We start from the raw sequence: 24,244 nt of genomic DNA on the forward strand, positions 1-24,244 counted from the left end.
CTCATGGTCGATGGTGGTGTCAGCAACGACATGGGCGGCACGATCCACGGGGTGTCGGTGCAGGCGGGCCGGATCGATCAGGTGGTGCTGCCGCCCTCTACGGAAGCCGTGGTGGCGCCGCAACAACTGCCGGCCGCGGTTCCCGATTTCTGCGGACGTGACGCCCAGGTCGCCGCTCTCGACGCCCTGCTCGCGGGATCGGAGCCGAATGCCGGCGGCGGGGCGGTGGTCGTGGCGTTGGACGGTTCGGCCGGGGTGGGGAAGTCGACGTTGGCGGTGTGGTGGGCGCACCGCGTCCAGGACCGTTTCCCCGGTGGCACGTTGTTCGTGAACCTGCGCGGCTACGGCCCGAGCGCACCGCTGTCCCCGCACGTGGTACTGACGGACTTCCTGACCGCGCTCGGTGTCGCGGAGCGGCGGATTCCCGAGGGCGTGGAGGCGCAGGGCGCGTTGTTCCGGTCGTTGGCGGCGGCCCGGCGGGTATTGGTCGTGTTGGACAACGCCGGATCCGCCGAACAGGTACGTCCGTTGTTGCCCGGCGCGGCGGGGTCGCTGGCGTTGGTGACCAGTCGCGGCGCGCTGTCGGAGTTGGTGGTGCTGGAGGCGGTCCGGCGGATCGCGGTGGACGTGTTGGACGCCGTGGACGCCGTGCGCTTGGTGGAGGGGGTCGTGGGTGCGGCCCGGACCGGCGCGGAACCCGACGCGGTCGCGGAACTGGTGGGGGTGTGCGCGCGGTTGCCGTTGGCGGTGCGGGTGGCGGCGACGCGGGTGGCGTCGCGTCCGTTCCTGTCGGTGGCCGACGTGGTGGAGGAGATCCGGGAGGAGCAGCGGGGCATCATCGGGCTGGACGGGTCGTGGCGGGGGTCGGGTGGGGTGCGATCGGTGTTCGACTGGTCCTACGCCCGGCTCGACCCGGTGCACACGCGGGTGTTCAGATTGGTGGGGTTGCACCCGGTGCCGGAGTTCGGGGCGCACGCCGTCGCCGCCCTGGCCGCGCTGGACCTCCGTTCCGCGATGCGTGCGCTGGAGGAGTTGGCGGAGCAGCACCTGATCGAGCCGGTGGACCGCCGGCGGTATCGGATGCACGACCTGTTGCACGACTACGCCGCGCTGCGCGCCGAGCTGGACGAGGTCCCGGCGGGGCGGGAGGAGGCGGTGACGCGCCTGGCGGGTTGGTACGCCGGTGTCGCGGTGGCGGCGGACCGGTGGCTGTTCCCGCGGGCGACATCGGTGCCGATGCCGGTGGAGGCGCGGGACGTCTCGGCCCTCGTGGCGGATCGGGAGCAGGCGGTGGGGTGGTTGCGTCGGGAACGGACGGTGTTGTCGGCGGTGCAGCGGATGGCCGTGGAGCGGAACCTGCATCCGGTGGTGGTGGCGTTGGGTGTGGCGTCGCGTCATCTGTGGTCGGGCCCGCAGGCGTGGTGGTCCGAGGGTGCGGAGGCGGTGTCGCGGGGCGTGGACGCCGCGATGGCGTCGGGGAACGTCCCGGCCGAGGTGCTGTTGCGGGATCTGAAGGGGCACAGCCACCGGGGTACGGGGGAGTTCGAGGCGGCCGAGGCGGAGTACCGGACCGTGCAGGGAGTCGCGGAGCGCACGGGGAACCCCGACTGGCATCAGTGGGCGTTGTCCGGGCTCGCAAGCCTGCGGCGGACGCAGGGGCGCCTAGAGGAGGCCGACGGGTTCTACCGGGCCTCGTGGGAGATCGCCGTGCGGGTGGGCGACGAGGTGGCCGAGGCGATGGTGCTGGGCAACCTGTCCGGGGTCGCCGCGGCGCGCGGCAGGTTCGACGAGGCATTGGACTACGCGCAGCGGGCCTGGGAATGGCGCAGCCGCAACGGCGACGTGTTGACGATCGCCTACGGCCGGCACCAGTCGGCGACGGCGTGGCAGGGACTGGGCGGGCACGACATGGCGATCGGGCTGTGGGAGCAGGTCGTGGACGTCTACGCCACGCACGAGGACAGGAAACCGCAGCTGGCCGCGGTGCTGGAGGCGATGGCCGGGTCGCTGGCCGCCACCGGCCGGCCGGTCGTCGCCGCGGACCGGTTGCGGCGGGCCGCCGGGATCCTGTCGGATCTCGGCGACCCGCGCGCCGGTCATCTCCTGCACCGGGCCGACGACCTCTCCCGCTGACCCACCGGGGCCGGGTGGAGCGGTGGTTCACGCCGTGGTGGAGCCGCAGGCGGGGCAATCCGGGTCCGGGTCCTCGTGGTCGTCCTCGGCGTGCCGCAGGGTGACCAGGTTGTAGGTGAGCCACCGGCCGGCCCGCAGCCGGGGGACGCCGGTGATCAGGCTCATCACGGCGTGCGCGGACAACAGCCCGGCGATCCCGGCCGACACCGCGTTCACCGCGTGCACCTCGTCCTCCCGGGTGTCACCGGTCCGGAACGCGACCGGAGCGGTAGTACGCGCCCGCGCAGCGGAGCGCCCGCACTCCCGGCACCGGCCCTGGCCGGGCACGAACACGCCGACGCTCACACGGGCTCCGCGGTAGCCGCCGTCGACCCAGGCGGTGCCGGTGTCCAGGCACGCCCGGTTGGTCCACGACCGGATCGTGCGCGGGGTATCGGCGCCCATCAGCAGCACGTCGCACCCGGTCGCCAACTGCCGCAGCACCTCGACACCACCCATGGTGGTCCGTTCACCGGTGACTTCGACTTCACCGTTGTGCCGCCGCAACGCCTCGATGGCGGCGTCGATCTTGGGGCGGCCCAGGTCGTGTTCGGTGTAGAGGACCTGCCGGTTGAGGTTGGACAGCTCCACCACGTCCGGTTCGACCAGGTGCAGCGCGCCGATTCCGGACTGGGTTAAGGCGAGGGCAGCGGTGCTGCCGACCCCTCCGACACCGACGATCGTGACCCGCGCCTGCCGCAGCGCCAGCTGTGCGTGCCAGCTCGTGGCACGGGGGGTCGTGTCCATCGACCGCCATAATGCCCGGCCCCGACCGTACCGTTCGAGATCGGCGTCGGTCAGGCCCTCGGGGGCCGGCTCGTCGGCGTCCTCCAGGTAGCCGGCGGCGACCAGCGTGTCGATGGCCGCGCGGACCGTGTCGGACGGCTCGTGGGGGTGGTGGTGGACCAGGTCGGCGACCGCCTGGTCCACCGTGCGGGACCCGTCGAGGAGGGTGAGGAGCGCCCACACCGTGCCGTCCGGGTCCGGGATCGTCGCGGCGACCCCCGGCAGAGGACCACCGATCCGCACCAGACCCTCATCGAGACGGACCGGCCGGTGCTCGTACTTGATACGCGGACGCGACATCGCACCTCATCCTCTCCACACGTGTCAGCCGTTGATGTTGCTGTCGGGATCGGTGCCGCCGAACTCCCGCGTCACCGGAATCAAAATGATGATCATGCCCTCACCTCCGTCCCTGCCGATCGAGGCGGAACAGGGCGGGAAGGGGCAGACACGGACGCGGCGGCTGCGCCTCGTCCGGCGGCGGGATGTGGAACCGGAGCGGGTTCACCCTGGTCCTCCTCTCCTGTAGCGGCCGGCGGATCGTCGGCCGAGAAGAGGATGCGGCGCACCCCGGGACAGAACCGGAGACAGCCAGGGGGACAAGACCGGGACAACGACTCACCCGAACGGGTGGTCTTGTATCCGCCGTGCCGTGGACCTGTCCGGCAACACCGGTTCCTTCCCGGCCAAGACGGGCGTCACGTAACCGACCTTTGCAGTGAGTGGTTCGAGATGTCGCCGGTCAGGCAGTGAGGTTGTGGAGTCGTGCGATCCGGGGGCGGTGTCGCGCAGGGTGTGGGCGGCGCGGCGGCAGCCACGCAGGATGGTCCAGTTTTTCATGCGGGTCAGGGCATGTTCGGCGCGGGCGCTGCGGTGGACGGTCTTGAGGTCTTCCTGCCAGTCGACGAGTTCACTGTTGTCGTGGGATTTGCAGTAGGGCGTGATCACCTCTGGGGTGCCCTGGTAGTCGCCGTCGGCCGTGACGGGTCGCTCCTAGAGCACGTCGGCGATGCCGAGTCGCGGTAGACCGTGCGGTAGTTGCGGCTGCTCGGTTGCGGCTCGCCGATGGCGGTCACCAGGTGGCCATCGGCGCCGATAGCCACCTGCCCGCAGCAGCGATACGGATTTGCACAGGACTCCCCTTCGGGCCGCATGCGGCCACATACGAGACCCGAACGAATCGAATAAAAACGCATACCACTTCCTATAAACTCACTGGTCACAAAATGTCTTCCCCGCGCAAGCGGGGGTGGTCCGGTGCCGCCCCAGTCGGCGGACGTCCACAGCAAGTCTTCCCCGCGCGAGCGGGGATGGTCCGGCGCGCGCCTCGGTCGAGTACCCATGGCCACAGGTAAGCCGCTACCAAGTCCGGCCCTCGGCAGTTCATTCGTGCCCCTCGGAGCGGATGCCGGAATTCGCTCCCTTGTCCGGTCAGGATGTACGCGGAACGCCCTTGGGAGACGCGCTACGGGGATGTGCCCTTTTGGTCAGGCCGGCGTCGTCGCCGCTCAATTGCCGTCGTAATCCTCTACCTTCGCCGCGAAGGGTGGGACGGGTCCCACGTCTGGACGCTCGGCAGGGCGTGAACGTCACTCCCATAAGCGATGACGTGCTGGTCAAGGAGGCGAAGCGGCGCAGCTACGTGGTGTTCAACGCGCGGGAGGGGGATCTCGACGCGAAGTTCAAGGCGGTGAACCCGGCGATTTCCACCTTCGTGTAGAAAGACCTTTCCTCGACCTGTTCCTACGCGTGCCGCGACGGTATCGACGACCGGCAATTTCCGGCCGGCGTGGGATATTACGACGCGAACCGGAACCACCCCGGGTGGTTTCTCACCGACGCCTCCGGGAAGTGGTTCGAGTACAGCGGGTACCCGGGCCACTGGCAGATGGATGTGGGCGACCCCCGGAACCAGCGCGCGTGAGCCGACGCCGTGGACGCGGCGAGCAGGGCGGCCGGGTTCGACGGCGTCTTCATGGACAACGCGCTGTTCCCCTGCGACGCCTACCACGAGGGCCGGTGCCCGGCGGAGTACCCGACCGGCGGCTACGGCGACGCCTTGCCGTGGCACGCCGAGTACGACTGGGACTTGGGCGCGCCCACCGGCGCGTACCGGGCATCTACCGGACCCAGGGCGGCACGGCCGTCACGTCAGTGGCGCTGAACGGCACCTCCGGCAGCGTCCTGCGCAAGGCGTGCTGACAGCGGCAACCGGACGGTGAAGCGGGTGTCACCGGGCTCGGACCGGACGTCGATGTCGCCGCGGTGGTGGTCCACCACGATGCGCCACGAGATGTCCAGGCCGAGCCCGGTGCCCTCGCCGACCTCCTTGGTGGTGAAGAACGGCTCGAAGATGCGCCCCACCACCTCGGGCGCGATGCCGGTGCCGGTGTCGCCGATCTCCACCACGAGGTGGTCGGCGTCGCGGTAGGTGCGCACGGTGAGCGTGCCCCGCCCGCCCATCGCGGCGACCGCGTTGTCCACCAGGTTGGTCCACACCTGGTTCAGCTCGCCCGCGTAGGCGGTCAGCGGCGGCAGCGACCGGTCGTAGTCCTTCACCACCTCGACGCCGTCGCGCAGCTTCGCGCCGAGCATGACGAGCGTCGAGTCGAGCAGCTCGTGCACGTCGACCACCCGGAACGGGGCCCGGTCGACCTGCGAGTAGTCGCGCGCCGCGCCGACCAGGGTGGACACCCTGGTGGTGGCCTCCTCGATCTCGTTCATCAGGGTCTCGGTCTCGACGGTGTAGGCGAGCCACCGCACGGCCGCCTCGGTCGCCGTGGTCGGGCACTCGGCGGCGGCCCGGTCCAGCCACTCGACGTCCAGGCCGCCCGCGACGAGCACGGGCGCCAGGTCCCAGCCGCCGGCGATGCCGCGGTCGGCGAGCCAGTCGGCGACCTCGTCCTCCAGGTCGGCGGCCTCCATCGGCCCCAGCTCGACCGCCTTCGCCACCCGCTCCACGGCGCTCTCCTGGAGCTTGACCAGCACCGGCAGCGCCTGCGGGTCGAGCTTGCCCGCCGACAGCAGCGCCAGCTTGTGCCGCATTCCGGCGACCCGCCCGCGCAGCGCCGACGTGGCCCGCACGGCCGCCGCCGCCGGGTTGTTCAGCTCGTGCGTCAGGCCCGCCGACAGCGCGCCCAGCGCGAGCAGCCGTTCGCGTTGGCTCACGATGCGCTGGGTGTTCTGGATGCCGAAGAACAGGCCCTCCAGCAGGTGCACGGCCATCGGGAACCACTCGCGGAAGATCGCGCCGAACTCGTCGGCGGGCAGCTGGTACACCCGCACGTCGGTGATCGCGTCCGCGGTCATCTGGTAGGTCCCGGGCAGCGGCGCCTCCGCGCCCACGTACGCCTGGGTCGCGCCGAAGTACGACCCGCGGTGGTCGGTGCGGTTGGTCTCCACGCGCTGCCCGCCGATCACCCGGCTGAGCGCGACCGTGCCGTCCAGCAGCACGAAGAAGCACGTCGCGGGCTCGCCCTCGCGGATCACCCGCTCACCGGCCGCGTGCGTCTCGACCTGCCCGTGGGCCACCAGCCAGGCCAGCTGCCCCTCCGACAGGTGCTCGAACAGGAACAGCCCGCGCAGGTCCCCGACCGCCAGGTTCTCCATCAGGACCTCTCCAGGTAGCGGTGGACCAGCGACACGGCCATCGCCCCGTCGCCCACGGCGGACGCGACCCGCTTGACCGAGTCCGCGCGCACGTCGCCCGCCACGAACACGCCCGGCAGGCTGGTCTCCAGGTGGTACGGCGGCCGGTCGAGCTCCCAGCCCGCAGGCGGCCGGCCGTCCGCCACCAGGTCGGGCCCGGCGAGCACGAACCCGCGCTCGTCGCGCTCCAGCGTGCCGGCGAGCCAGTCGGTGTGCGGCGCGGCACCGATGAACGCGAACAACCACGACGCGGGCACGGTCGTCGTCTCGCCGGTCTTGTTGTGCAGCAGCGTGATGCTCTCCAGGTGCCGCTCCCCCGTGCCGCCGACGACCTCGGTGCAGGTGCGCACCTCGATGTTGTCCACCCGGGCCAGCTGCTCGACCAGGTAGTGCGACATGGACCGGGCGAGCGAGTCGCCGCGCACCAGCAGCACGACGCGGCGCGCGTGCCGGGCGAAGTACAGCGCCGCCTGGCCCGCCGAGTTCGCGCCGCCGACGAGGTACACGTCCTGCCCCGCGCACGACGGGCCCTCCGTGGTGGCCGCGCCGTAGAACACGCCGCGACCGGTCAGCGGGCCCAGGCCCGGCGCGTCGAGCACCCGGTAGGACACGCCGGTGGCGAGCACGACGGTGTGCGCGGCCAGCTCGGTGCCGTCGCCCAGCCGCACCACGCGGGCCGAGCCGCGCCGGTCGAGCGCGACCACGTCGCACGCGGTCAGCACCTCCACCTCGAACTTCAGCGCCTGCCGCCGCGCGCGTTCGGTGAGCTGCTCGCCGGACACGCCGTCGGGGAAGCCCAGGTAGTTCTCGATGCGGCTGCTGGTGCCCGCCTGGCCGCCGGTCGCGCGGCGCTCGACGAGGACCGTGCGCAGGCCCTCGGACCCGCCGTACACCGCCGCGCCGAGGCCGGCCGGGCCGCCGCCGACCACGATCAGGTCGTAGAAGTCGGTGGACGGCCGGGTGGTGAGGCCGACGCGGTCGGCCAGCTCGGCGTCCGACGGCTCCACCATCGGTTCACCCGCGGGTGTGATGACCACGGGCAGCCGGGAGCCGTCCTGCCCGGCCGCGGCGAGCAGCCTGCCCGACTCCGGGTCGGCGTCGTCCACGGCGTGCCAGCGGAACGGCACCGAGTTGCGGGCCAGGAAGTCGCGCACCTCGTAGGAGCGGGCGGACCAGCGGTGCCCCAGCACCCGCACCTGCCGCGCCGGGCGCCGGTCGGTGGCCCCCCAGGCCGACAGCAGCTCGTCCAGCACCGGGTACAGCTTCTCCTCCGGCGGGTTCCACGGCTTGAGCAGGTAGTGGTCGAGGTCCACGACGTTGATGGCGCGGATCGCCGCGTCGGTGTCGGCGTAGGCGGTGAGCAGCACCCGCCGCGCGGCGGGGAAGAGGTCCATCGCCTCCTCCAGGAACTCCAGGCCGCTCATGCCGGGCATCCGGTAGTCGGCGAGCAGGACGGCGACCTCCTCGCCGCGCAGCTTGATCTCGGCCAGCGCCTCCAGCGCCCGCGCCCCGGACTCCGCCCGCACGACCCGGTAGTGCTCCCCGTACTTGCGGCGCAGGTCACGTGCGACCGACCGGGACACGCCGGGGTCGTCGTCCACGGTCAGGATCGAGGGCTTCGAGACCTGAGGTGTCGTCATGTCCACGGTGAATGCTCCCACACGCGGCGGGGCCGGACCGGGGGTCAGGTCGGGAAGATCCAGTAGAGGTCCCACCGGGAGTTCTTCGGGTCGCACGCGTACTCGTCCACGTCCCAGGGGCGGTTCTCCTCGACGTAGTCGTGGCACGCCTCCTCCGTGGTGAAGGTGGTGACGTACTGCCAGTAGTCCATGTCCGCGGCCCGCGCCGGACCGGCCGGCACCAGCGCGGCGACAGCGGCGACGGCCGCGAGGACGAGTGCTCGCACGATTCGGCTCCCTCGGTCGGAAAACGCTTTCCACGCGGCGGTGGCCTGATTCCAGCACATCCCGGGGCGCGCGGACAACAGCGGACCGGGTGGCGGCCCCCGCCCGCGCCGGCCTGATCGGCTGACCGGGCGGGTGCCGCCTAGGCTCGGGGGCGTGCCGAACACCCGCCTGTACCGCAACGGTGTCCTGGAGGCCGAGGGGTTCCCCGTCGAGGAGGTGCCCGACTGCCTCGCCGACGACGTGGTGGTGTGGGTGGACCTGTGCGGCCCGTCGCGCGCGGAGCTGGCGGGCCTGGCCCGCGCCCTGGGGCTGCACGAGCTGGCCGTCGAGGACGCCCTTCAGGAGCACGAGCGGCCCAAGTGCCACATCTACGACACGCACGCCTTCCTCACCGCTTACGCGGTGCGGCTGGACCGCGCCACCGGCCGCCTCGCGACCTCCGAGGTCGACGCGTTCGTCACGGCCAAGGCGCTGGTCACCGTCCGCGCCGACGACCGGTTCGACATCGCCGCCGTCACCGACCGCTGGGACGGTTCGGCGCACCTGGCGACCAGTGGCGTCGGGTTCCTCGTGCACGGCCTGCTGGACGTCGTCGTGGACGGCCACTTCGACGCCGTGCAGGCGCTGGACGACCACATCGAGCACCTGGAGGACCTGGTGTTCTCCGAGCGGCCGAGCAACCACGACGTGCAGAAGCGGTCGTTGGCGATGCGCCGCTCCCTGGTGACGCTGCGCCGCGTCGTGCTGCCCATGCGCGAGGTGGTCAACACCCTCGTGCGGCGCGACCAGGACGTCGTGGACGCCACCATGGCCCCGTACTTCCAGGACGTGTACGACCACGTGCTGCGCGCCTCGGAGTGGACCGAGTCGCTGCGCGACCTGGTGGCGACGATCCGCGACACCCAGCTCAACATCCAGGGCAACCGGCTGAACCTGGTCATGAAGAAGGTGACGGGGTGGGCGGCGATCCTCGCCGTCCCCACCGCCGTCACCGGCTTCTACGGCCAGAACGTCCCGTACCCGGGCTACGACCAGCCGTGGGGCTTCTGGGTGTCCACGGCGGTGGTGGTCGTGCTGTCGGTCGGCCTCTACGTCTCGTTCAAGCGCCGCGACTGGCTCTGAACCCCGGCCGTCAGACGCCGGCGGCGTCGAGGTCGGTCGCCAGCAGGTCGGCGACCTCGGCCAGCGCGGCGTCCGCGCCGTCGCCCTCGGCGGTCAGCACGACCTCCTCGCCGCCCTTCACGCCCAGCGACATGACGGCGAGGATGCTGGCCGCGTCGACCAGGGCGTCCTCGCTGCGCCCGATGCGGACCTTGGCGCCCTGCTTGCGCGCCGCCTCGACGAGGAGCTTCGCGGGGCGGGCGTGCAGGCCGACGGGGGAACCGATGGTGACTCGCGTGCTGGGCAACTCTGCCTCCTGGTCGCGGTGGTGGGCCGGGGGTCCTCGACGCCCTCAGCCGAGGGGCGTCGGGTTCTCGGGGCGGGTCACGGCGGTCGCCCCGCCCGGGTCGAGGGCGAGGGCGCGCGCGGTGGTCGGGTCGGGCGCGCGGCGGACGCGGTCGGCCAGGTCGGCGCACTCGGCGAGGGTGCGTTCGCGCAGCGCCGCCCGGACGGCGGGCACGGCGGGCGCGGACATGGACAGGCTGGTCACGCCGAGGCCGACCAGGACCGGCGCGAGGCCGGGGTCGCCCGCCGCCTCGCCGCACACGCCCACCGGTTTGCCCGCCGCGCGCCCGGCGTCGGCGACGAGCGCCACCAGGTCGAGCAGGGCGGGCTGCCACGGGTCGAGCAGGGCGCCCAGCTCGCCGAGCACCCGGTCCGCGCCGAACGCGTACTGGGACAGGTCGTTGGTGCCGAGGCTGACGAAGTCCACCTCGGCGAGGACGTCGGCGGCGCGCAGCGCGGCGGCCGGGATCTCGATCATCACGCCGACGTTCGGCAGCCCGGCCGCGCGGGCGAGTTCCGCGAACGCGCGGGCCTCGGCGGCGGTCGCGATCATGGGCGCCATCACGCGGACGTCGGTCCCGTGGTCGGCGGCGGCGTCGGCGATGGCGCCGAGCTGGTCGGCCAGCAGCTCGGGCTTGCGCCACGACACGCGGTAGCCGCGCACGCCCAGGGCCGGGTTGGGCTCGTCCTCGGCGTTGGCGAACGGCAGCGGCTTGTCGGCGCCCGCGTCGAGCGTGCGCACGACCACCGGCCGCGTGCCGAAGGTCTTGAACACCTCGCCGTAGGCGCGGCGCTGCTCCTCGCGGGACGGCGCGTCGGCGCGGTCGAGGAAGAGGAACTCGGTGCGGAACAGGCCGACGCCCTCGGCGTCCGCGTCGCCGTCGGTCGCGCCGCCGACGTTGAGCAGCAGCTTCACCGGGTGGCCGTCGGCCGTGGCGCCGGGGCCGCGGTACCGGGCCAGCGCGGCCTGCCGCTCGGCGGCGTCCTGTGCCACCCGGGCCGCGGCGTCGTCGTCGGGGGACGTGACGACGACGCCGCGGGTGCCGTCCACGACCACGCGGTCGCCGTCGACGAGCGAGTCGGCGTCCGCGCAGCCCACCACGGCGGGGATGCCCAGGGCGCGGGCGAGGATGGCGGTGTGGCTGGTCGGCCCGCCCTTGGAGGTGACGATCGCCAGCACCTTGGTCGGGTCGAGGGTGACCGTGTCGGCGGGCGCGAGGTCCACGCCGACCAGCACGAACGGCTCGTCGCGCACCGGGATGCCGGGTGTCGGCACGCCCAGCAGCACGGCGATGGCCCGGTCGCGCAGGTCGGCGAGGTCGCCGGTGCGCTCGGCGAGGTACCCGCCGAGCGCGGCCAGCGCGTCCAGGTGGACGCCGAACGCGTCGTGCACGGCCCAGGCCGCCGGACGCCCCTGCTCGACGGCGGCGCGGATGCCGTCGACGAGGGCGGGGTCGTCCGCCATGGCGATCTGGGTGTCGAGGATGTCGCGGGCCTCGCCGGTCAGGCCGGCGGCCCGTTCGCCCAGGTCCGCGACCACCGCGCCGAGCGCGGCCACGGCCGCGTCGACCTCGTCCCGCGCCGGGCCCGGCGCGGGCACCTCGGCGGGCAGTCGCGGTGCGGCGGCGGGCCTGGCCACCACGCCCACCGCCTGCCCGGGGCTCGCCGGGTTGCCGACCAGCTCCCGCGACGCGACCGGCTCCACCGGCTTCCCGGCGGCCTGGTCCCCGGCCGCCTGCACCTCAGCCACCTGCGACAACTCCGCGCCTCCCTCGTCCTCGTCGACCGTTCGTGCGGGGCGGTGCCCGATCAGTCCGCTGCGGGCTCGATCGTCACCTTGATGGCGGTGCCGCTCGCCACGACGTCGATGGCCTCCAGCACCTTCTCCAGCGGCAGGTGGTGGGTGATCAGGTCGGCCACCGGCACGGCGCCCGTCGCGATCAGCTCCAGCGCCTTCTTGTTGTGGTCGGGGCTCGACCCGTTCGCGCCGACGATCGTCAGCTCGCGGTAGTGCACGAGGTTCGAGTCGCACGCGATGATCGGGTTGTCCTTCGGCAGGCCGCCGAAGAAGCTGATCCGGCCGCGGCGGGCGACCATCTTGAGGGCGTCCTCCTGCGTCTTGCCCGCCGCCGACGCGGTGATCACCACGTCCGCGCCGCGCCCGCCGGTCAGGTCCAGCACCGCCTGGATCGGGTCGACCTCGGCCGCGCAGATCGCCGCGTCCGGCTTGACCAGCTCGGCGGCCATGTCGAGCCGGCCGCGGTTGAGCTCCACCAGGTACACGTTCTCCGCGCCGCGGGCGCGGGCGAGCCGCACGTGCAGGCAGCCGATCGGGCCGGCGCCGACGACCACGACCGTGTCGCCGTCACCGATGCGGGCCAGTTCCTGGCCGTTGAGCACGCACGCCAGCGGCTCGGCCACCGACGCCTCGGCGAAGCTCACGCCGTCCGGGATGCGGTTGACGCCGTCCACCTTGAGCACGTTCGCCGGCACGATCATGTACTCGGCGAAGCCACCCTCGAAGTGGTAGCCCATCGACAGCTGGTTGGGGCAGATGGTCATCCACCCGCGCAGGCAGTCGGGGCACTCGCCGCAGGGGATGGCGGCGATGACCTGGACCCGGTCCCCCGCGGCCCAGCCGGACACCTCCGAGCCCACCTCCACGACCTCGCCGGCGATCTCGTGACCGATCACCCGCGGCGGGTCGATGTGGTGGTGGCCGTGCCGGAAGATCTTCAGGTCCGTCCCGCACGTCGAGGTGTTGCGCACCCGCAGCTTCAGCTCACCCGGGCCCGCGGTGGGCTCGGGCATGTCCTCGATGCGGATGTCGCCGGGCGCGTAGAACCGGGCCACCTTCACTGCGTGTTCTCCTCGTCGTTCTCGATGTCCACCGTCCGCAGGATGCGCAGGACGGTGTCGGCGTCCGGTGCCCCGCGCAGCTCGGCCGCGCGCTCCGGGTCCATCAGCACGTGGGCCAGGGCGGACAGGATGCCGACCTGCTCGGTGCCCTTGGCGGCGATGCCGACGCACATGCGCACGTCCTCGCCGCCCCAGTCGACCCCGTCGGGGAACTGGAGCACCACCAGCGAGGAGCGGCGGACGTGGGCCCGCGACGCGTCCGTGCCGTGCGGGATGGCCACGCCCTCGCCGATGTAGGTCGACACGGAGGCTTCGCGCTCGTGCATCGCGGTCAGGTACTCCGGGTCGACCGCGCCGATCTCCAGCAGCGCGGCGCCGACCTGGTCGATGGCCGAGTCCCGGTCCGCGGCGGACCGGCCCAGCCGGACCGCCTCGGCGGTCAGCAGCTCAGCCAAGCTCCCCACCGTCCCGGATGGCGGCTTCCACGCGGTCGAACGCCGGGTCGCCCAGGAAGTTCTGGAACCCGATGACGACCGCGCCCGACGTGTTCTTCTGCGCCCGGGCCAGCAGGCCCTGCTGGCACAGCACGACCTGCGCGTCGGCCGGGATCTCGTTGACCGGGCTGTGCTGCACGGTCACCTTGTACGGCTTGAGGCGCTTGGCGAGCTGCGACGCCACCATCACGCTGCTGCCCATGCCCGCGTCGCAGGCGATGACCACCTTGGTGATGTCCTTGCCCTGGATGCTCATGTCGATCTCCTCTCGTGCGGTGTCCCCGGGATGGTGCAGGTCAGGCCGAGACCGCGCCACCGCTGGTGACCTGCTGCTCGCGCTCCTCGCGGCGGGCGTCCCGACCGAACTTCAGCAGGGCCGCGGCGACCACGAACGCCACCACCGCGGCGGCCAGCACGCCGGCGATGACGCCGAAGTGCCCGCCCTTGGGCGTGACGGCCATCAGGGCGATGATGCTGCCCGGCGACGGCGTCGCGACCAGGCCCGCGTCGAAGACGCTGAACGTGAGCACGCCGGCCGCGCCGCCCGCGATCACCGAGAGGAGCAGCTTCGGGGTCGCGAGGATGTACGGGAAGTAGATCTCGTGGATGCCGCCGAGGAACTGGATGACGATGGCGCCGGGGGCGGTGGCGCGGGCCGCGCGGGGGCCGAAGACGCTCAGCGCGGCGAGCACGCCCAGGCCGGGGCCGGGGTTGGACTCGATGAGGAAGTGGATCGCCTTGCCGTTCTCCAGCGCCTCGGCCACGCCCAGGGGGCTCAGCACGCCGTGGTTGATGGCGTTGTTGAGGAACAGGATCTTGGCGGGTTCGACGATGACCGACACGAGGGGCAGCACGCCGACGTCGAGCAGCCACTGCACGCCGTTGCCGAGCGCCTTGGTGATGCCCTCGACGACCGGGCCGATGGAGAACAGGCTGCCCACGGCGAGGGCGCCGCCGATGATGCCGGCGCTGAAGTTGTCGACGAGCATCTTGAAGCCGGGCGCGACCTTCACGCCGACCTTCTCGTCCCACAGCTTGATCAGGAGGCCGCCGAGCGGGCCCACGATCATGGCGCCGAGGAACATCGGGATCTCCGCGCCGATGATCACGCCGAACGTGGCGATCGCGCCGACCACCGCGCCGCGCTGGCCGTGGACCAGCCGGCCGCCGGTGTAGCCGATGAGGGTCGGCAGCAGGAACTTGATCATCGGATCGACGAGTTCGCCGATCGTCGCGTTGGGCACCCACCCGCTGGGGATGAACATCGCGGTGATCAGGCCCCACGCGATGAACGCGCCGATGTTGGGCATGACCATGGCGGCGAGGTGCCCGCCGAATCGCTGGATGCCGACCCGCGCGCGCTGGCCGCGGGATTGCGTGTCAGGGGCCTGGGTGTCGTTGCTCGTCATCGTTGACACTTCCACTACGCGATTAGGGACTCTGACTGGGTAGGCGCCGTCGCTGGTGCTGCGGCGGGACCGGGCGGCAGTGCCCGGTGTCGACGACCGGCGGGTGCCGCCGGAGCGGACGTCTCAGACGTCGATCCGGCGTTCCCACTCGATGTCCGGGTGCACCACCACCCGGTGTGCGCGCACGTCTTCGGGGCCCGGCATGGTGCTGCCGGGCAGCGAAACGGCCGCCGCTCCCCAAGCGACGCCCGTGGCCAGTGCGGAGGGGCCATGTCCCCCTGCGGAGAGGAACCCGGCGAGCAGCGCGTCCCCGGCACCGACCGAGCTGCGGGGTTCGGCCCGCGCCTCGGCGTGCCAGCACGCCTCGCCGTCGACCAGCACGGCGCCCTGCCCGCCGAGACTGGCCAGCACCGCCCGCGCGCCCCGGGAACGCAGTTCCCCGGCCGCGTCGACGACCTCCCGCAACGTCCGCAGTGGACGGTCCACCGCCTCGGCCAGCTCCTCCAGGTTGGGCTTGACCAGGGCGGGTCCCGCGTCCACCGCGGCCAGCAGCGCGGAGCCGCTGGTGTCTACGGCCACCTTCGCCCCCGTGGGGGCGAGGCGGTTGATCAGGTCCGCGTAGAACTCGGCCGGCACGCCCGGCGGGAGGCTCCCGGCGGCGACCACCCAGTCCACCCCGGACATGTGGTTGAGCACCGCGTCGCTGAACGCCTCCAGCTCGGGTCCGCTCAGGCGGGCGCCGGCCTCGTTCAACTTGGTCACCGTGGCGTCCGGTTCGACGACGGTGATGTTGCTGCGCACCGGGCCGAGCGCGCCGACCCGCACGACCTCGATGCTGTACTCGGTGAGCAGGCGGATGAGCTGGTCGCCCTCCGCGCCGCCGGCCGGCACGACGGCGCGGGCCTTGCAGCCGTTGCGCACCAGCGCGCGGGCGACGTTGATCCCCTTGCCGCCGGGCTGCACGTGCACCGCCGAGGCCCGGTGCAGCTCGCCCCTGGTCAGCCGGTCGACCTCGACTGTGCGGTCCACGCTCGGGTTGGCCGTCACGGTCAAGAACACTTCACACCACCTCGAAGCCTCTCCGGCACCGCCACCGGTCCGGCGGTTTGATTTGAGTGACATTAGATCCGTTTGTGTTGCTTACACAAGGGTCACTCGCCGGAAACCCAGGTAACTTCTTGGTCACCCCAGGTGGAACCCACACGAACCAACACGGCCGGGCGTTGGTCGCTCACTTCACGTACTCGGGGAACACCCGCGGCGGCCACGACGCGACGTCGAGGATGCCCATGGAGTACGCCTTGGACACGAGGGCGGGGCGGTTCTTGGCCTTGAGCTTCCGCAGCAGCGCCGACACGTGGTACTCGACCCCGCCCCGGCTGAGGTAGAGGGCCGCCGCGAGCTGCACGGTCGAGGTGCCCGCCGCGACGCCCTCCAGGATGCGGGCGTCCATCTCGGTCAGCTGCACGCCCCGCCTCGGCGCCGGGCGACCGGCGCCCGACCCGTCCTCGGCACCCGGTTTCCCGGCGGCCCCACCGGCGTCCTCCGGTCGCACGAGCACCACCACGCCGTCCACCCGGCCGACGCCGTCGTGCACGACGAACCCGGTCACCTCGCCGGACAGGGCGCCCGCGCCGGAGCGCAGGGCCACGCCGCCGTCCACGAAGCACGGGTGCCGCCCGTCCGCGAGCCTGGTCAACTGCCTCGTCAACCGGTCGCGGACGTCCGGTTCGAGCAGGTCGCAGAACTCCCGCCCGGACAGCTCGGACGGCCCGCGCCCGAGTCTGCGGTGGAAGTCGGGGGAGGTGTCGAGGATGCGCAGCGAACGGTCCAGGCGGGCCACGCACATGCCGGACCTCTCGAAGAACGAGCGGTAGGCGTCACGACCGCCCCCCGAGGGCCATGTCGGGAGGGTCTCGCACCCGCCGTGGACCGCCACGTCGGCCGCATCCGTGCTCATCGGAGAACAGTCCTCCCACGCGTCGAGACGAGGATCGGCGGCGGACGCCGACGGCGCCGGGCGGCGCCGAGCGCAGCGGTGCGCACTTGCGGTCGCGGTCGGCGGGACGGACCGGGGAGTTCGCCTTCGATCAGGGGGTGACCGCCGCCACACCTCGCAGCATAGCCGGCAGATGTGGTTACACCAAGGTCTTGGGTTGGTTTTGGGTTCGTTGCTCTTCTTTTCCCTGCGGAGTGCCGTGGTGCGATGCTGCGTACCGCATACCGGGACCGGGAGAACCCCGAGTCGCGGTGTGGCACCATCGACCGGCCGCCGACAGATCGAGTGCCATGAACAAGCGCCACAAGAGCAGACCGGCCGCGGCGTCGTTCCACCCGCTCGCCTTCGGCGGCTGGCAGGACTACGAGACGTGGGCCGCCAACGACTTCCGCCCGAAGCCCGCGGACCGGCCGCCGGTGGTCGAGGAACCCCCCGCCCCGGTCTCCGAGGTCCGTGAACCGCCCGCTCCCCCGCCGGCCGTCGTGACGGTCCCGTCGCTGCCCGCGGTCGTCGAGGGGCCGACCGAGTACCTCGCCCCCGGGCACCTCGCCCCCGGGGAGCCCGCCGAGGTCCGGGCGCCCGCGGCGCGCCCGTACGTGCGGACCAGGGGCCGCACGCGCGCGGCGCACGACCTGCGCCTGGAGACGATCGTGTCGGCCCTGCCCGGCACTCCCCCGCCCGCCGACGCGACCGCCCACCGCCTGCACCGGATGTGCCGCGCGCCGCTGTCGGTCGCCGAGGTCGCCGTGCACCTCGGCGTCCCGCTCGGCGTCGCCCGGGTGTTGATCAGCGACGCCATCACCGACGGCCTCGTCGTCGCGCACGAGGACCGCACCCCCGCGGCCGGCGGCCCGTCGCTGGAGCTGCTCAACCGTGTCCACGCGGGACTGCTGCGGCTGCAGTGAGGCCGGTCCCCGGCCCGGACGGGTGTCGGCCGGGTGACGACCGCGTTGCGACCGCCGGAGAACCGCAACTAGACTCGTGCGGGGGTCCGCGCGTTGCGAGGTGGGGTAGGGCATGTACGCGGAGGAGCGTCAACAGGTCATCCTCGACCGGGCCCGCGCGAAGGGCCGGGTCGACGTCGCCGCGTTGGCCGAGGAGTTCGCCGTCACCACCGAGACGATCCGCCGCGACCTGACCGCCCTGGAGCGGCACGGCGTGCTGCGCCGGGTGCACGGCGGCGCGATCCCGGTGGAGCGGCTGGGGTTCGAGCCCGCGGTGGCCGCGCGCGAAGGCGTGATGACGGCCGAGAAGGAGCGGATCGCCAAGGCCGCGCTGGCGCTGCTGCCCGAGGAGGGCACGATCCTGCTCGACGCGGGCACCACCACGGCGAAGCTGGCCGACCTGCTGCCCCTGGACCGCGAGCTGACCGTGGTCACGCACTCGGTGAACATCGCGCTGCTGCTGGCCGCGCGCCCCAACCTGACCGTGATGCTGGTCGGCGGGCGGCTGCGCAGCCGCACCCTGGCGTCGGTGGACGCGTGGGCGTTGCAGGCGTTGAAGGACAGCTTCGTGGAGGTCGCGTTCATCGCCACCAACGGCGTGTCGTCCGAGCGCGGCCTGACCACACCGGACCACGCCGAGGCGATGGTCAAGCGCGCCGCGATCGCGGCGGCGCGGCGGTGCGTGCTGCTGGCCGACCACACGAAGATCGGCAACGACCACTTCGCCCGGTTCGCCGACCTGGGCGACATCGAGACGCTCATCACCGACTCGGGCATCGACTCCGCGGTCGCCGAGGAGCTGGAGGCCGCCGGGCCGCGCGTGGTCGTCGTCTGAGGCCCGCCGCGCGGGGCTCGCGGCCTGAGGTCTGACCACACATGTGAACGGATCTCGACCCCGGACCCGGCCCGCTGGTACAACGTCGCCATGACGAGGACGGCAGTGGTGACCGGTGGCGGCACGGGCATCGGCAGGGCGATCGCCGAGGCCCTGGTGAAGCAGGGGTTCGAGGTGGTGGTCACCGGACGGCGGGCCGAACTGCTAGCCGAGACCGCGCGGGAGGTCGGCGCGCGGGCCGTGGCGTTCGACGCCGCCGACCCCGCGCAGGTCGAGGCCGCGCTGGCCCGGCTCCCGGAGCGCGTCGACGTCCTGGTGAACAACGCGGGCGGCAACGAGACGCGCCGCCGGCCCGAACCGGAGGACCTGGCGCAGGTCCGGGACCTGTGGACGGCCAACTACGCGTCGAACGTGCTCACCGCCGTGCTGGTGACGACCGCCCTGGAGCCGAGGTTGACCGACGACGGCCGGGTGATCACCATCGGCTCCATCGCGGCGCGGCGCGGGTCCGGCAGCTACGGCGCGGCGAAGGCGGCGGTCGAGGCGTGGACCGCCGACCTGGCCTTCCGCCTCGGCAAGCGCGGCATCACGGTCAACGTCGTCGCGCCCGGCGTGGTCGAGGACACCGACTTCTTCGGCGGGGCGCCGCTCACCGGGGAGCGGCGGGCGAAGCTCGTCGGCAACCCGGCCAACGGCCGCGCCGGCAAGCCCGACGACGTGGCCGCGACCGTCGCGTTCCTCGCCTCCCCCGGCGCGGGCCACGTCACGGGTCAGGTGATCGGCGTGAACGGCGGCTCCAACCTGGGCCGCTGACCCCGAGAGTCCAACGCCCAGGCCCCGAGAGTCCAACGCTCAAGACCCGAGAGTCCAACGCCCAGGACCCCTGAGTTCCACATTCGGGACCCCCTGGGTCCTGCGCTCGGGACCCCCTGGGTTCCGCGTTCGGGGCGCTCCGGCGAATCGGGGAAGATTTTCCCGACTCCGGTGTCGAGGACGGCGTGGCCGCTCCGACCAGGGGGTGACCGCGAGCCACCCGGGCACGCGGACCGACGGACGGGGCACCCGACGTGAAGTACTTGATGCTGGTCTACGGCAACCAGGAGAAGTGGGACTCCATCCCGGCGGACCAGTGGCCCGACGTGGTCGCCGAGCAGGACGCGTTCAACGAGCGCTACAAGGCGACCGGCGAGCTGATCGGCGCCTACGGCCTCGCGGACGCGGTGCTGGCGCGGCTCGTCAAGCGGGTCGACGGCGCGCCCGCCGTCACCGACGGGCCGTACCTGGAGACCAAGGAGTACATCGCCAGCTTCTACCTGCTCGACGTGGAGAGCGAGGAGCGGGCGCACGAGATCGCGGCCGACATGCCGTGGGCCGACCGGGAGCCGGTCGAGGTGTGGCCGGTCCCGCACGAGGCGAAGTGACCTCGGACCGACGTGTCGAGGACCTGCTGCGCGAACTGGCGCCGCAGGTCCTCGGCGTGCTGGTGCGCCGGCACGGCCAGTTCGACGCGTGCGAGGACGCCGTGCAGGAGGCGCTGCTCGACGCGGCGGTGCGGTGGGCGGCGGACGGCCTGCCCGACAACCCGCGCGGCTGGCTGCTCACCGTGGCCTCGCGCCGCCTGGTGGACCACGTGCGCGCCGACAGCGCGCGCCGCCGCCGCGAGCTGGTCGCCACGCCGCAGGCCGAGGTGCTGGCCGCGCCCGCCGACGCCGAGCCCGACTGGGACGACTCGCTGGAGCTGCTGTTCCTGTGCTGCCACCCGGCGCTGTCCGAGCCGAGCCGGATCGCGTTGACGCTGCGCGCGGTGGGCGGCCTGACCACGGCGCAGGTCGCCGCCGCGTTCCTGGTGCCGGAGGCGACGATGGCGCAGCGCATCAGCCGCGCCAAGCAGACCGTGCGGGACGCCGGGTTCGGCACCCTGCGGGGCGAGGACCACGCCCGGCGGCTGCACGCCGTCCTGCACGTGCTCTACCTGGTGTTCACCGAGGGCCACACCACGACCGACCGCGACGACCTGACCGCGCCGGACCTGTCCGACGAGGCCATCCGCCTGACCCGCGCGCTGGTCGCGCTGCTGCCCGACGACGGCGAGGTGGCGGGCCTGCTCGCCCTCATGCTCCTCGCCGACGCCCACCGCCCGGCCCGCACCGCCCCGGACGGCACGCCGGTCCCGCTGCCCGAGCAGGACCGCACCCGCTGGGACCGCGCCCGCGTCGAGGAGGGCACCGAGCTGATCACCCGCACGCTGCCCCGCGGCCCGGTGGGCCCTTACCAGCTCCAGGCCGCCATCGCCGCCGTGCACACCGAGGCGCCCACCGCCGAGGCGACGGACTGGCCGCAGGTGCTGGCGCTGTACGACCTGCTGGAGCACGTGGACCCGAGCCCGGTGACCGCGCTGAACCGCGCCGTGGCGGTCGGCATGGTGCACGGCCCGGAGGCGGGCCTGGCCCTGGTCGCCGGCCTGTCCGGGGACAAGCACCTCGCCCGGGGCCACCGCCTGCACGCCGTGAAGGCGCACCTGCTGGAACTGGCCGGCCACCCCGGACCAGCCCGCGACGCCTACCGCGAAGCCGCCCGCCGCGCCCCGAGCCTGCCCGAGCGCCGCCACCTGACGACCCGCGCCCAGCGCCTCGACGCGAGGGGGTGACCGCCCGCGGCCCGGTGATCCGGTTGCCCGGTAGGCTCCCGCGCGGTGCTGGCAGGGGGTCACGTCGTGCGGTTCGCGATTCTGGGGCCGTTGCGCGTCGAGCGCGACGGCTCGCCGGTGCCGGTCGGCGGCCGGCGGCAGCGCGACCTGCTGGCGCTGTTCCTCCTGCGCCCCAACAGTTTCCTCACCGTCGACTGGTTGGCCGACGCCCTGTGGGACGGACGCCCGCCCGCGAGCGCCGCCGTGACGCTGCGGAGCCACGTCGCCGGGTTGCGGCGGGCCCTGGAGCCCGGTCGGGGTCACCGCGCGCCCGCCGAGCTGCTGCGCGGGCACGGCGGCGGCTACGAGCTGACCGTGCCGCCGGCCTCGGTGGACGCGGTGCGCTTCACCGCCCTGGTGGACGACGCCGCCTCGGCCCTGGCCGCGGGTGACGGCGCGCTGGCCGAGCACCGCTACCGCGAGGCGCTGGACCTCTGGCGGGGTGACGTGGCCGTCGCGGACCTCGCCGCCGTGCGCCCCGACGTGACCCGCCTGCTCGCCGCGCGCCTGGATGCCGCGGAGGGCCTCTTCACCGCGTCCGTGGCGGTCGGCAGGCACGACGAGGTGATCCCCGACCTGCGGCGCTTCGTCACCGAGCACCCGGAGCGCGAGCGCGCCAGGGCCCAGCTCATGCTCGCCCTCTACCGGGCGGGGCGGCAGGCCGAGGCGCTGGGCGTCTACGACGAGGGCAGGCGGGTGCTCGCCGAGGAGCACGGCGTCCAGCCCACCGAGCGGCTGCGCGACCTGCACCGGCGCGTCCTGGCGCAGGACCGCACCCTGGACCGCGACGGAACGTCCACCGCCGGCCCGGTGACCGTCGGCCCGATGACCCTCAGCCCGACAACCGCTGGCCCGGTGACGGCCGGCCCGGTGACCGCGGGCCCGTTACCCGTCGGTTCGGTGCCCGCCGGCCCGGTCGGCGGCGGTGTGCGGGTCGTCGGGCGGGAACGGGAGATCGCGCTGCTCGACGGGGCGCTGGTCGCGGCACGGCACTCGGGCGGCCGGTTCGCCGTCGTGGTCGGCGAGGCCGGCATCGGGAAGACGAGCCTGGCCCGGGTCGTCGCGGCACGGGCGTCGGCGGCCGGGACCCCCGTCGTGTGGGGCCGGTGCCCCGACGTCGGGCAGGCGCCGCCGTTCTGGCTGTGGACGCAGGTGGTCCGCGCGCTGTCGCCCGGCGCGGTGGAGCCCGCGCTGGCCGGGTTCACCGGGCCGCTCGTGGACCGCGTCGACCCGGTCGCCCGCTTCCGCGCCTACGACGCCGTCGCCGCGCTCGTCCACACCGCCGCCGAACGCGCCGGGCTCGTGCTGGTCCTCGACGACCTGCACGCCGCGGACCCCGACTCGCTGCTGCTCCTGCGCTACCTCGCGCCCACCCTGCACACCTCGCGGGCGCTGGTGGTGATCACGCTGCGGCCCTACGAGCACGACCCGGACCTGGTGGCCGCGCTCGCCGACGTGGCCCGCTCCCCCGGTCACCGCCGGGTGAGCCCCGCCGGGCTGGACGCGGACGCGGTGACCGACCTGGTGCGCGAGCACACCGGCGTGACCCCGACCGCCGACGACGTGCGGCGGCTCGTCACCCGCACGGGCGGCAACCCGTTCTTCCTCACCGAGCTGCTCACCTCGCCGGACGACCCGCCGGCGGGCGTCCGCGACACCCTGCGCCGCCGCCTGCACACCCTGGACGCCGACACCCGCGCGTGCCTCGACCTGCTCGGCGTCGCGGGCCGGGACCTGGACGTCTCGGTCGTCGGCACCCCCTCCCCCGCCGCCGACCACCTGGTCGTCGAGACCGCGCCCGGTGTCGTCGGCTTCCGGCACCCGCTGTTCGCCGAGGCGGTCTACGCCGACCTCTCCCCGACCCGCCGCGCCGCCCTGCACGAGCACCTCGCCGACGCGGCCCGCGACCTGCTCGCGCCCGCCGAGCTGGCCCACCACTACGGCCGCGCGAAGGACCGCCGGGCCGACCACCTGCACTGGACGCTGGAGGCCGCCGAGGACGCCACCCGCCGCCTCGCCTTCGAGGACGCCCTGGGCCACCTGGACCGGGCGGCGGGCCTGCTCACCGGTCCGGCCGACGAGCCGGCCGCGCTGGCCGTGCACCTGCGCCGCGCGTCGCTGCTCCAGATCACCGTCGGCGTGGGCAGCGACGCGGTGGCCGCCGCCGCCGTCCGCGCCCACCGGCTGCTCCCCGGCCTCGACGCGCCCGGCGACCGGCGCGACGCCGACCTGGCCACCGCCCTGTGGACGCTCGGCGAACTCGCCTGCAACCGCGCCGACTTCCCGCTCGCCACCGACCTCGCCACCCGCCTGCTCGCCACCCGGGGCGGGGACCTCACCACCACCGCCGCGCACTACCTCCTCGGCGTCGTCGCCTACTTCACCGGCCGCCTGGTCGAGGCCGACGACCACCTCACCGCCGCCCTCGACCACCTCGACGAGCGCCACCTGCACGGCCGGACGGGCCGCACGCCGACGCTGTCCGTCCACGAGTTCCGCGCGCTGGTCCGGTCGCTGCGCGGCGGTGACCCCCGGCCCGACCTCGTCGCCGCACGCGCGTTGGCCGAGCGCACCGACGACCCGTACGGCCTGGCCAACGCCGACCTGTTCACCGGGTGGACGGCCCTCCAGGAGCACGACGCCGCCGCGGCCGGGCGGGCGGGCCGCGCGTGCCGCCGCACCGGGGCCGAGGGGCACATGGCGCACTTCACCGCGGTCGGCGACTTCTACGCCGAGTGGGCCGCCGTGCGCGCCGGGGACGCGTCGCGGCTGGTGGCCGCGCGCACCGCCGCCGACGGGATCTACCGGCTGGGCCTGCGCTCGACCCGCACGATCACCACCGCCGCCCTGGCCGACGCCCACCTGCGCGCCGGTCGCCCGCGCGAGGCCGCCGAACTCGCCGACGAGGGCCTGGCCGCCGCACGCGCGTTCGGCGAGCAGGTGCTGACCGCCGAGCTGCACCGCGTGCGCGGCCTGGCCCGCGGCGACCGCCACGACCTCGACGAGGGCCGCCGGATCGCCGAGCGCCAGGGGGCGGCCCTGCTGCTGGCCCGCTTCCA

22 protein-coding genes and 1 pseudogene are annotated in these 24,244 nt (G+C 73.6%); 10 read left to right on the forward strand and 13 right to left on the reverse strand.

Annotation, left to right across the window (positions count from 1 at the left end; translation table 11 throughout):
• The first annotated feature begins 3 nt into the window (after positions 1-3).
• Complete coding sequence (locus ACR807_RS05580) at positions 4-2,133, forward strand: ATP-binding protein (RefSeq protein ID WP_438920113.1); 2,130 nt, start codon at positions 4-6, stop codon at positions 2,131-2,133.
• 27 nt (positions 2,134-2,160) lie between these two features.
• On the opposite strand, the gene ACR807_RS05585 is transcribed toward ACR807_RS05580, so the two are convergent.
• Together ACR807_RS05585 and ACR807_RS05590 are read right to left on the reverse strand one after the other, a co-directional pair.
• A complete protein-coding gene (locus ACR807_RS05585; protein WP_438920114.1) occupies positions 2,161-3,258 on the reverse strand; it encodes a HesA/MoeB/ThiF family protein in 1,098 nt (365 codons plus the stop codon).
• 318 nt (positions 3,259-3,576) lie between these two features.
• A complete protein-coding gene (locus tag ACR807_RS05590; protein ID WP_438920115.1) occupies positions 3,577-3,906 on the reverse strand; it encodes a hypothetical protein in 330 nt (109 codons plus the stop codon).
• 784 nt (positions 3,907-4,690) lie between these two features.
• Between ACR807_RS05590 and ACR807_RS05595 the strand changes: the two are divergent.
• A pseudogene (locus ACR807_RS05595) lies at positions 4,691-4,882 on the forward strand (putative glycoside hydrolase); the annotation flags it as partial.
• A 9-nt stretch (positions 4,883-4,891) separates the two neighbouring features.
• Positions 4,892-5,122 (forward strand): hypothetical protein, encoded by a 231-nt coding sequence (locus tag ACR807_RS05600; protein WP_438920116.1) that lies wholly within the window; start codon positions 4,892-4,894, stop codon positions 5,120-5,122.
• Here the strand turns inward: ACR807_RS05600 and ACR807_RS05605 are convergent.
• From ACR807_RS05605 to ACR807_RS05615, 3 genes are read right to left on the reverse strand one after another with little or no spacing between them, the layout of a single operon-like run.
• Positions 5,110-6,567 (reverse strand): ATP-binding protein, encoded by a 1,458-nt coding sequence (locus ACR807_RS05605; protein ID WP_438920117.1) that lies wholly within the window; start codon positions 6,565-6,567, stop codon positions 5,110-5,112. The two genes, ACR807_RS05600 and ACR807_RS05605, sit on opposite strands and share 13 nt — an antisense overlap.
• The gene (locus ACR807_RS05610) at positions 6,567-8,246 is read right to left on the reverse strand and encodes an NAD(P)/FAD-dependent oxidoreductase (RefSeq protein ID WP_438920118.1); all 1,680 of its coding nucleotides are present in this window, start codon (positions 8,244-8,246) and stop codon (positions 6,567-6,569) included. Before ACR807_RS05610 ends, ACR807_RS05605 begins: the two co-directional genes overlap by 1 nt.
• Positions 8,247-8,290: 44 nt before the next feature.
• Entirely contained in the window at positions 8,291-8,512 is a 222-nt protein-coding gene (locus ACR807_RS05615; RefSeq protein WP_438920119.1) for a hypothetical protein, read from the reverse strand.
• 154 nt (positions 8,513-8,666) lie between these two features.
• On the opposite strand from ACR807_RS05615, the gene ACR807_RS05620 reads away from it, so the two are divergent.
• Positions 8,667-9,635 (forward strand): magnesium transporter CorA family protein, encoded by a 969-nt coding sequence (locus ACR807_RS05620; protein ID WP_438920120.1) that lies wholly within the window; start codon positions 8,667-8,669, stop codon positions 9,633-9,635.
• 10 nt (positions 9,636-9,645) lie between these two features.
• Here the strand turns inward: ACR807_RS05620 and ACR807_RS05625 are convergent, their stop codons facing one another.
• The 8 genes from ACR807_RS05625 to ACR807_RS05660 form a co-directional block, all read right to left on the reverse strand.
• On the reverse strand, positions 9,646-9,921 hold the full coding sequence (locus ACR807_RS05625; protein ID WP_438920121.1) for an HPr family phosphocarrier protein: 276 nt from the start codon (positions 9,919-9,921) through the stop codon (positions 9,646-9,648).
• Between the two features lie 45 nt (positions 9,922-9,966).
• Entirely contained in the window at positions 9,967-11,700 is a 1,734-nt protein-coding gene (gene ptsP / locus ACR807_RS05630; RefSeq protein WP_438920137.1) for a phosphoenolpyruvate--protein phosphotransferase, read from the reverse strand.
• Positions 11,701-11,768: 68 nt separating this feature from the next.
• Positions 11,769-12,818: a zinc-dependent dehydrogenase gene (locus ACR807_RS05635; RefSeq protein WP_438920122.1), complete on the reverse strand. Its 1,050-nt coding sequence runs from the start codon at positions 12,816-12,818 to the stop codon at positions 11,769-11,771.
• Entirely contained in the window at positions 12,815-13,273 is a 459-nt protein-coding gene (locus tag ACR807_RS05640; protein ID WP_438920123.1) for a PTS mannitol transporter subunit IIA, read from the reverse strand. Before ACR807_RS05640 ends, ACR807_RS05635 begins: the two co-directional genes overlap by 4 nt.
• Positions 13,266-13,568, reverse strand: coding sequence for a PTS lactose transporter subunit IIB (locus ACR807_RS05645; RefSeq protein ID WP_438920124.1), 303 nt, complete (start codon positions 13,566-13,568; stop codon positions 13,266-13,268). Before ACR807_RS05645 ends, ACR807_RS05640 begins: the two co-directional genes overlap by 8 nt.
• Positions 13,569-13,608: 40 nt before the next feature.
• Complete coding sequence (mtlA, locus tag ACR807_RS05650; protein ID WP_438920125.1) at positions 13,609-14,721, reverse strand: mannitol-specific PTS transporter subunit IIC; 1,113 nt, start codon at positions 14,719-14,721, stop codon at positions 13,609-13,611.
• A gap of 123 nt (positions 14,722-14,844) precedes the next feature.
• Positions 14,845-15,780 carry a 1-phosphofructokinase gene (gene pfkB / locus ACR807_RS05655; RefSeq protein WP_438920126.1) on the reverse strand — a complete coding sequence of 312 codons (936 nt, stop codon included), beginning with the start codon at positions 15,778-15,780 and terminating at the stop codon, positions 14,845-14,847.
• Between the two features lie 172 nt (positions 15,781-15,952).
• Entirely contained in the window at positions 15,953-16,681 is a 729-nt protein-coding gene (locus tag ACR807_RS05660; protein ID WP_438920127.1) for a helix-turn-helix transcriptional regulator, read from the reverse strand.
• A gap of 329 nt (positions 16,682-17,010) precedes the next feature.
• On the opposite strand from ACR807_RS05660, the gene ACR807_RS05665 reads away from it, so the two are divergent.
• From ACR807_RS05665 to ACR807_RS05690, 6 genes are all read left to right on the forward strand, one after another.
• Positions 17,011-17,625, forward strand: coding sequence for a DUF742 domain-containing protein (locus ACR807_RS05665; protein ID WP_438920128.1), 615 nt, complete (start codon positions 17,011-17,013; stop codon positions 17,623-17,625).
• A gap of 112 nt (positions 17,626-17,737) precedes the next feature.
• Positions 17,738-18,499 (forward strand): DeoR/GlpR family DNA-binding transcription regulator, encoded by a 762-nt coding sequence (locus ACR807_RS05670; protein WP_438920129.1) that lies wholly within the window; start codon positions 17,738-17,740, stop codon positions 18,497-18,499.
• 90 nt (positions 18,500-18,589) lie between these two features.
• A complete protein-coding gene (locus ACR807_RS05675; protein WP_438920130.1) occupies positions 18,590-19,312 on the forward strand; it encodes an SDR family NAD(P)-dependent oxidoreductase in 723 nt (240 codons plus the stop codon).
• A gap of 254 nt (positions 19,313-19,566) precedes the next feature.
• Positions 19,567-19,920 carry a YciI family protein gene (locus tag ACR807_RS05680; RefSeq protein WP_438920131.1) on the forward strand — a complete coding sequence of 118 codons (354 nt, stop codon included), beginning with the start codon at positions 19,567-19,569 and terminating at the stop codon, positions 19,918-19,920.
• Positions 19,917-21,146 carry an RNA polymerase sigma factor gene (locus tag ACR807_RS05685; RefSeq protein WP_438920132.1) on the forward strand — a complete coding sequence of 410 codons (1,230 nt, stop codon included), beginning with the start codon at positions 19,917-19,919 and terminating at the stop codon, positions 21,144-21,146. The genes ACR807_RS05680 and ACR807_RS05685 overlap by 4 nt, the downstream gene beginning before the upstream one ends.
• A gap of 66 nt (positions 21,147-21,212) precedes the next feature.
• The coding region (locus ACR807_RS05690; RefSeq protein ID WP_438920133.1) for an ATP-binding protein at positions 21,213-24,244 on the forward strand (3,032 nt) is incomplete at its 3' end.

This window comes from Saccharothrix sabaoui, from assembly GCF_051756985.1.
Taxonomy (GTDB): Bacteria; Actinomycetota; Actinomycetes; order Mycobacteriales; family Pseudonocardiaceae; genus Actinosynnema.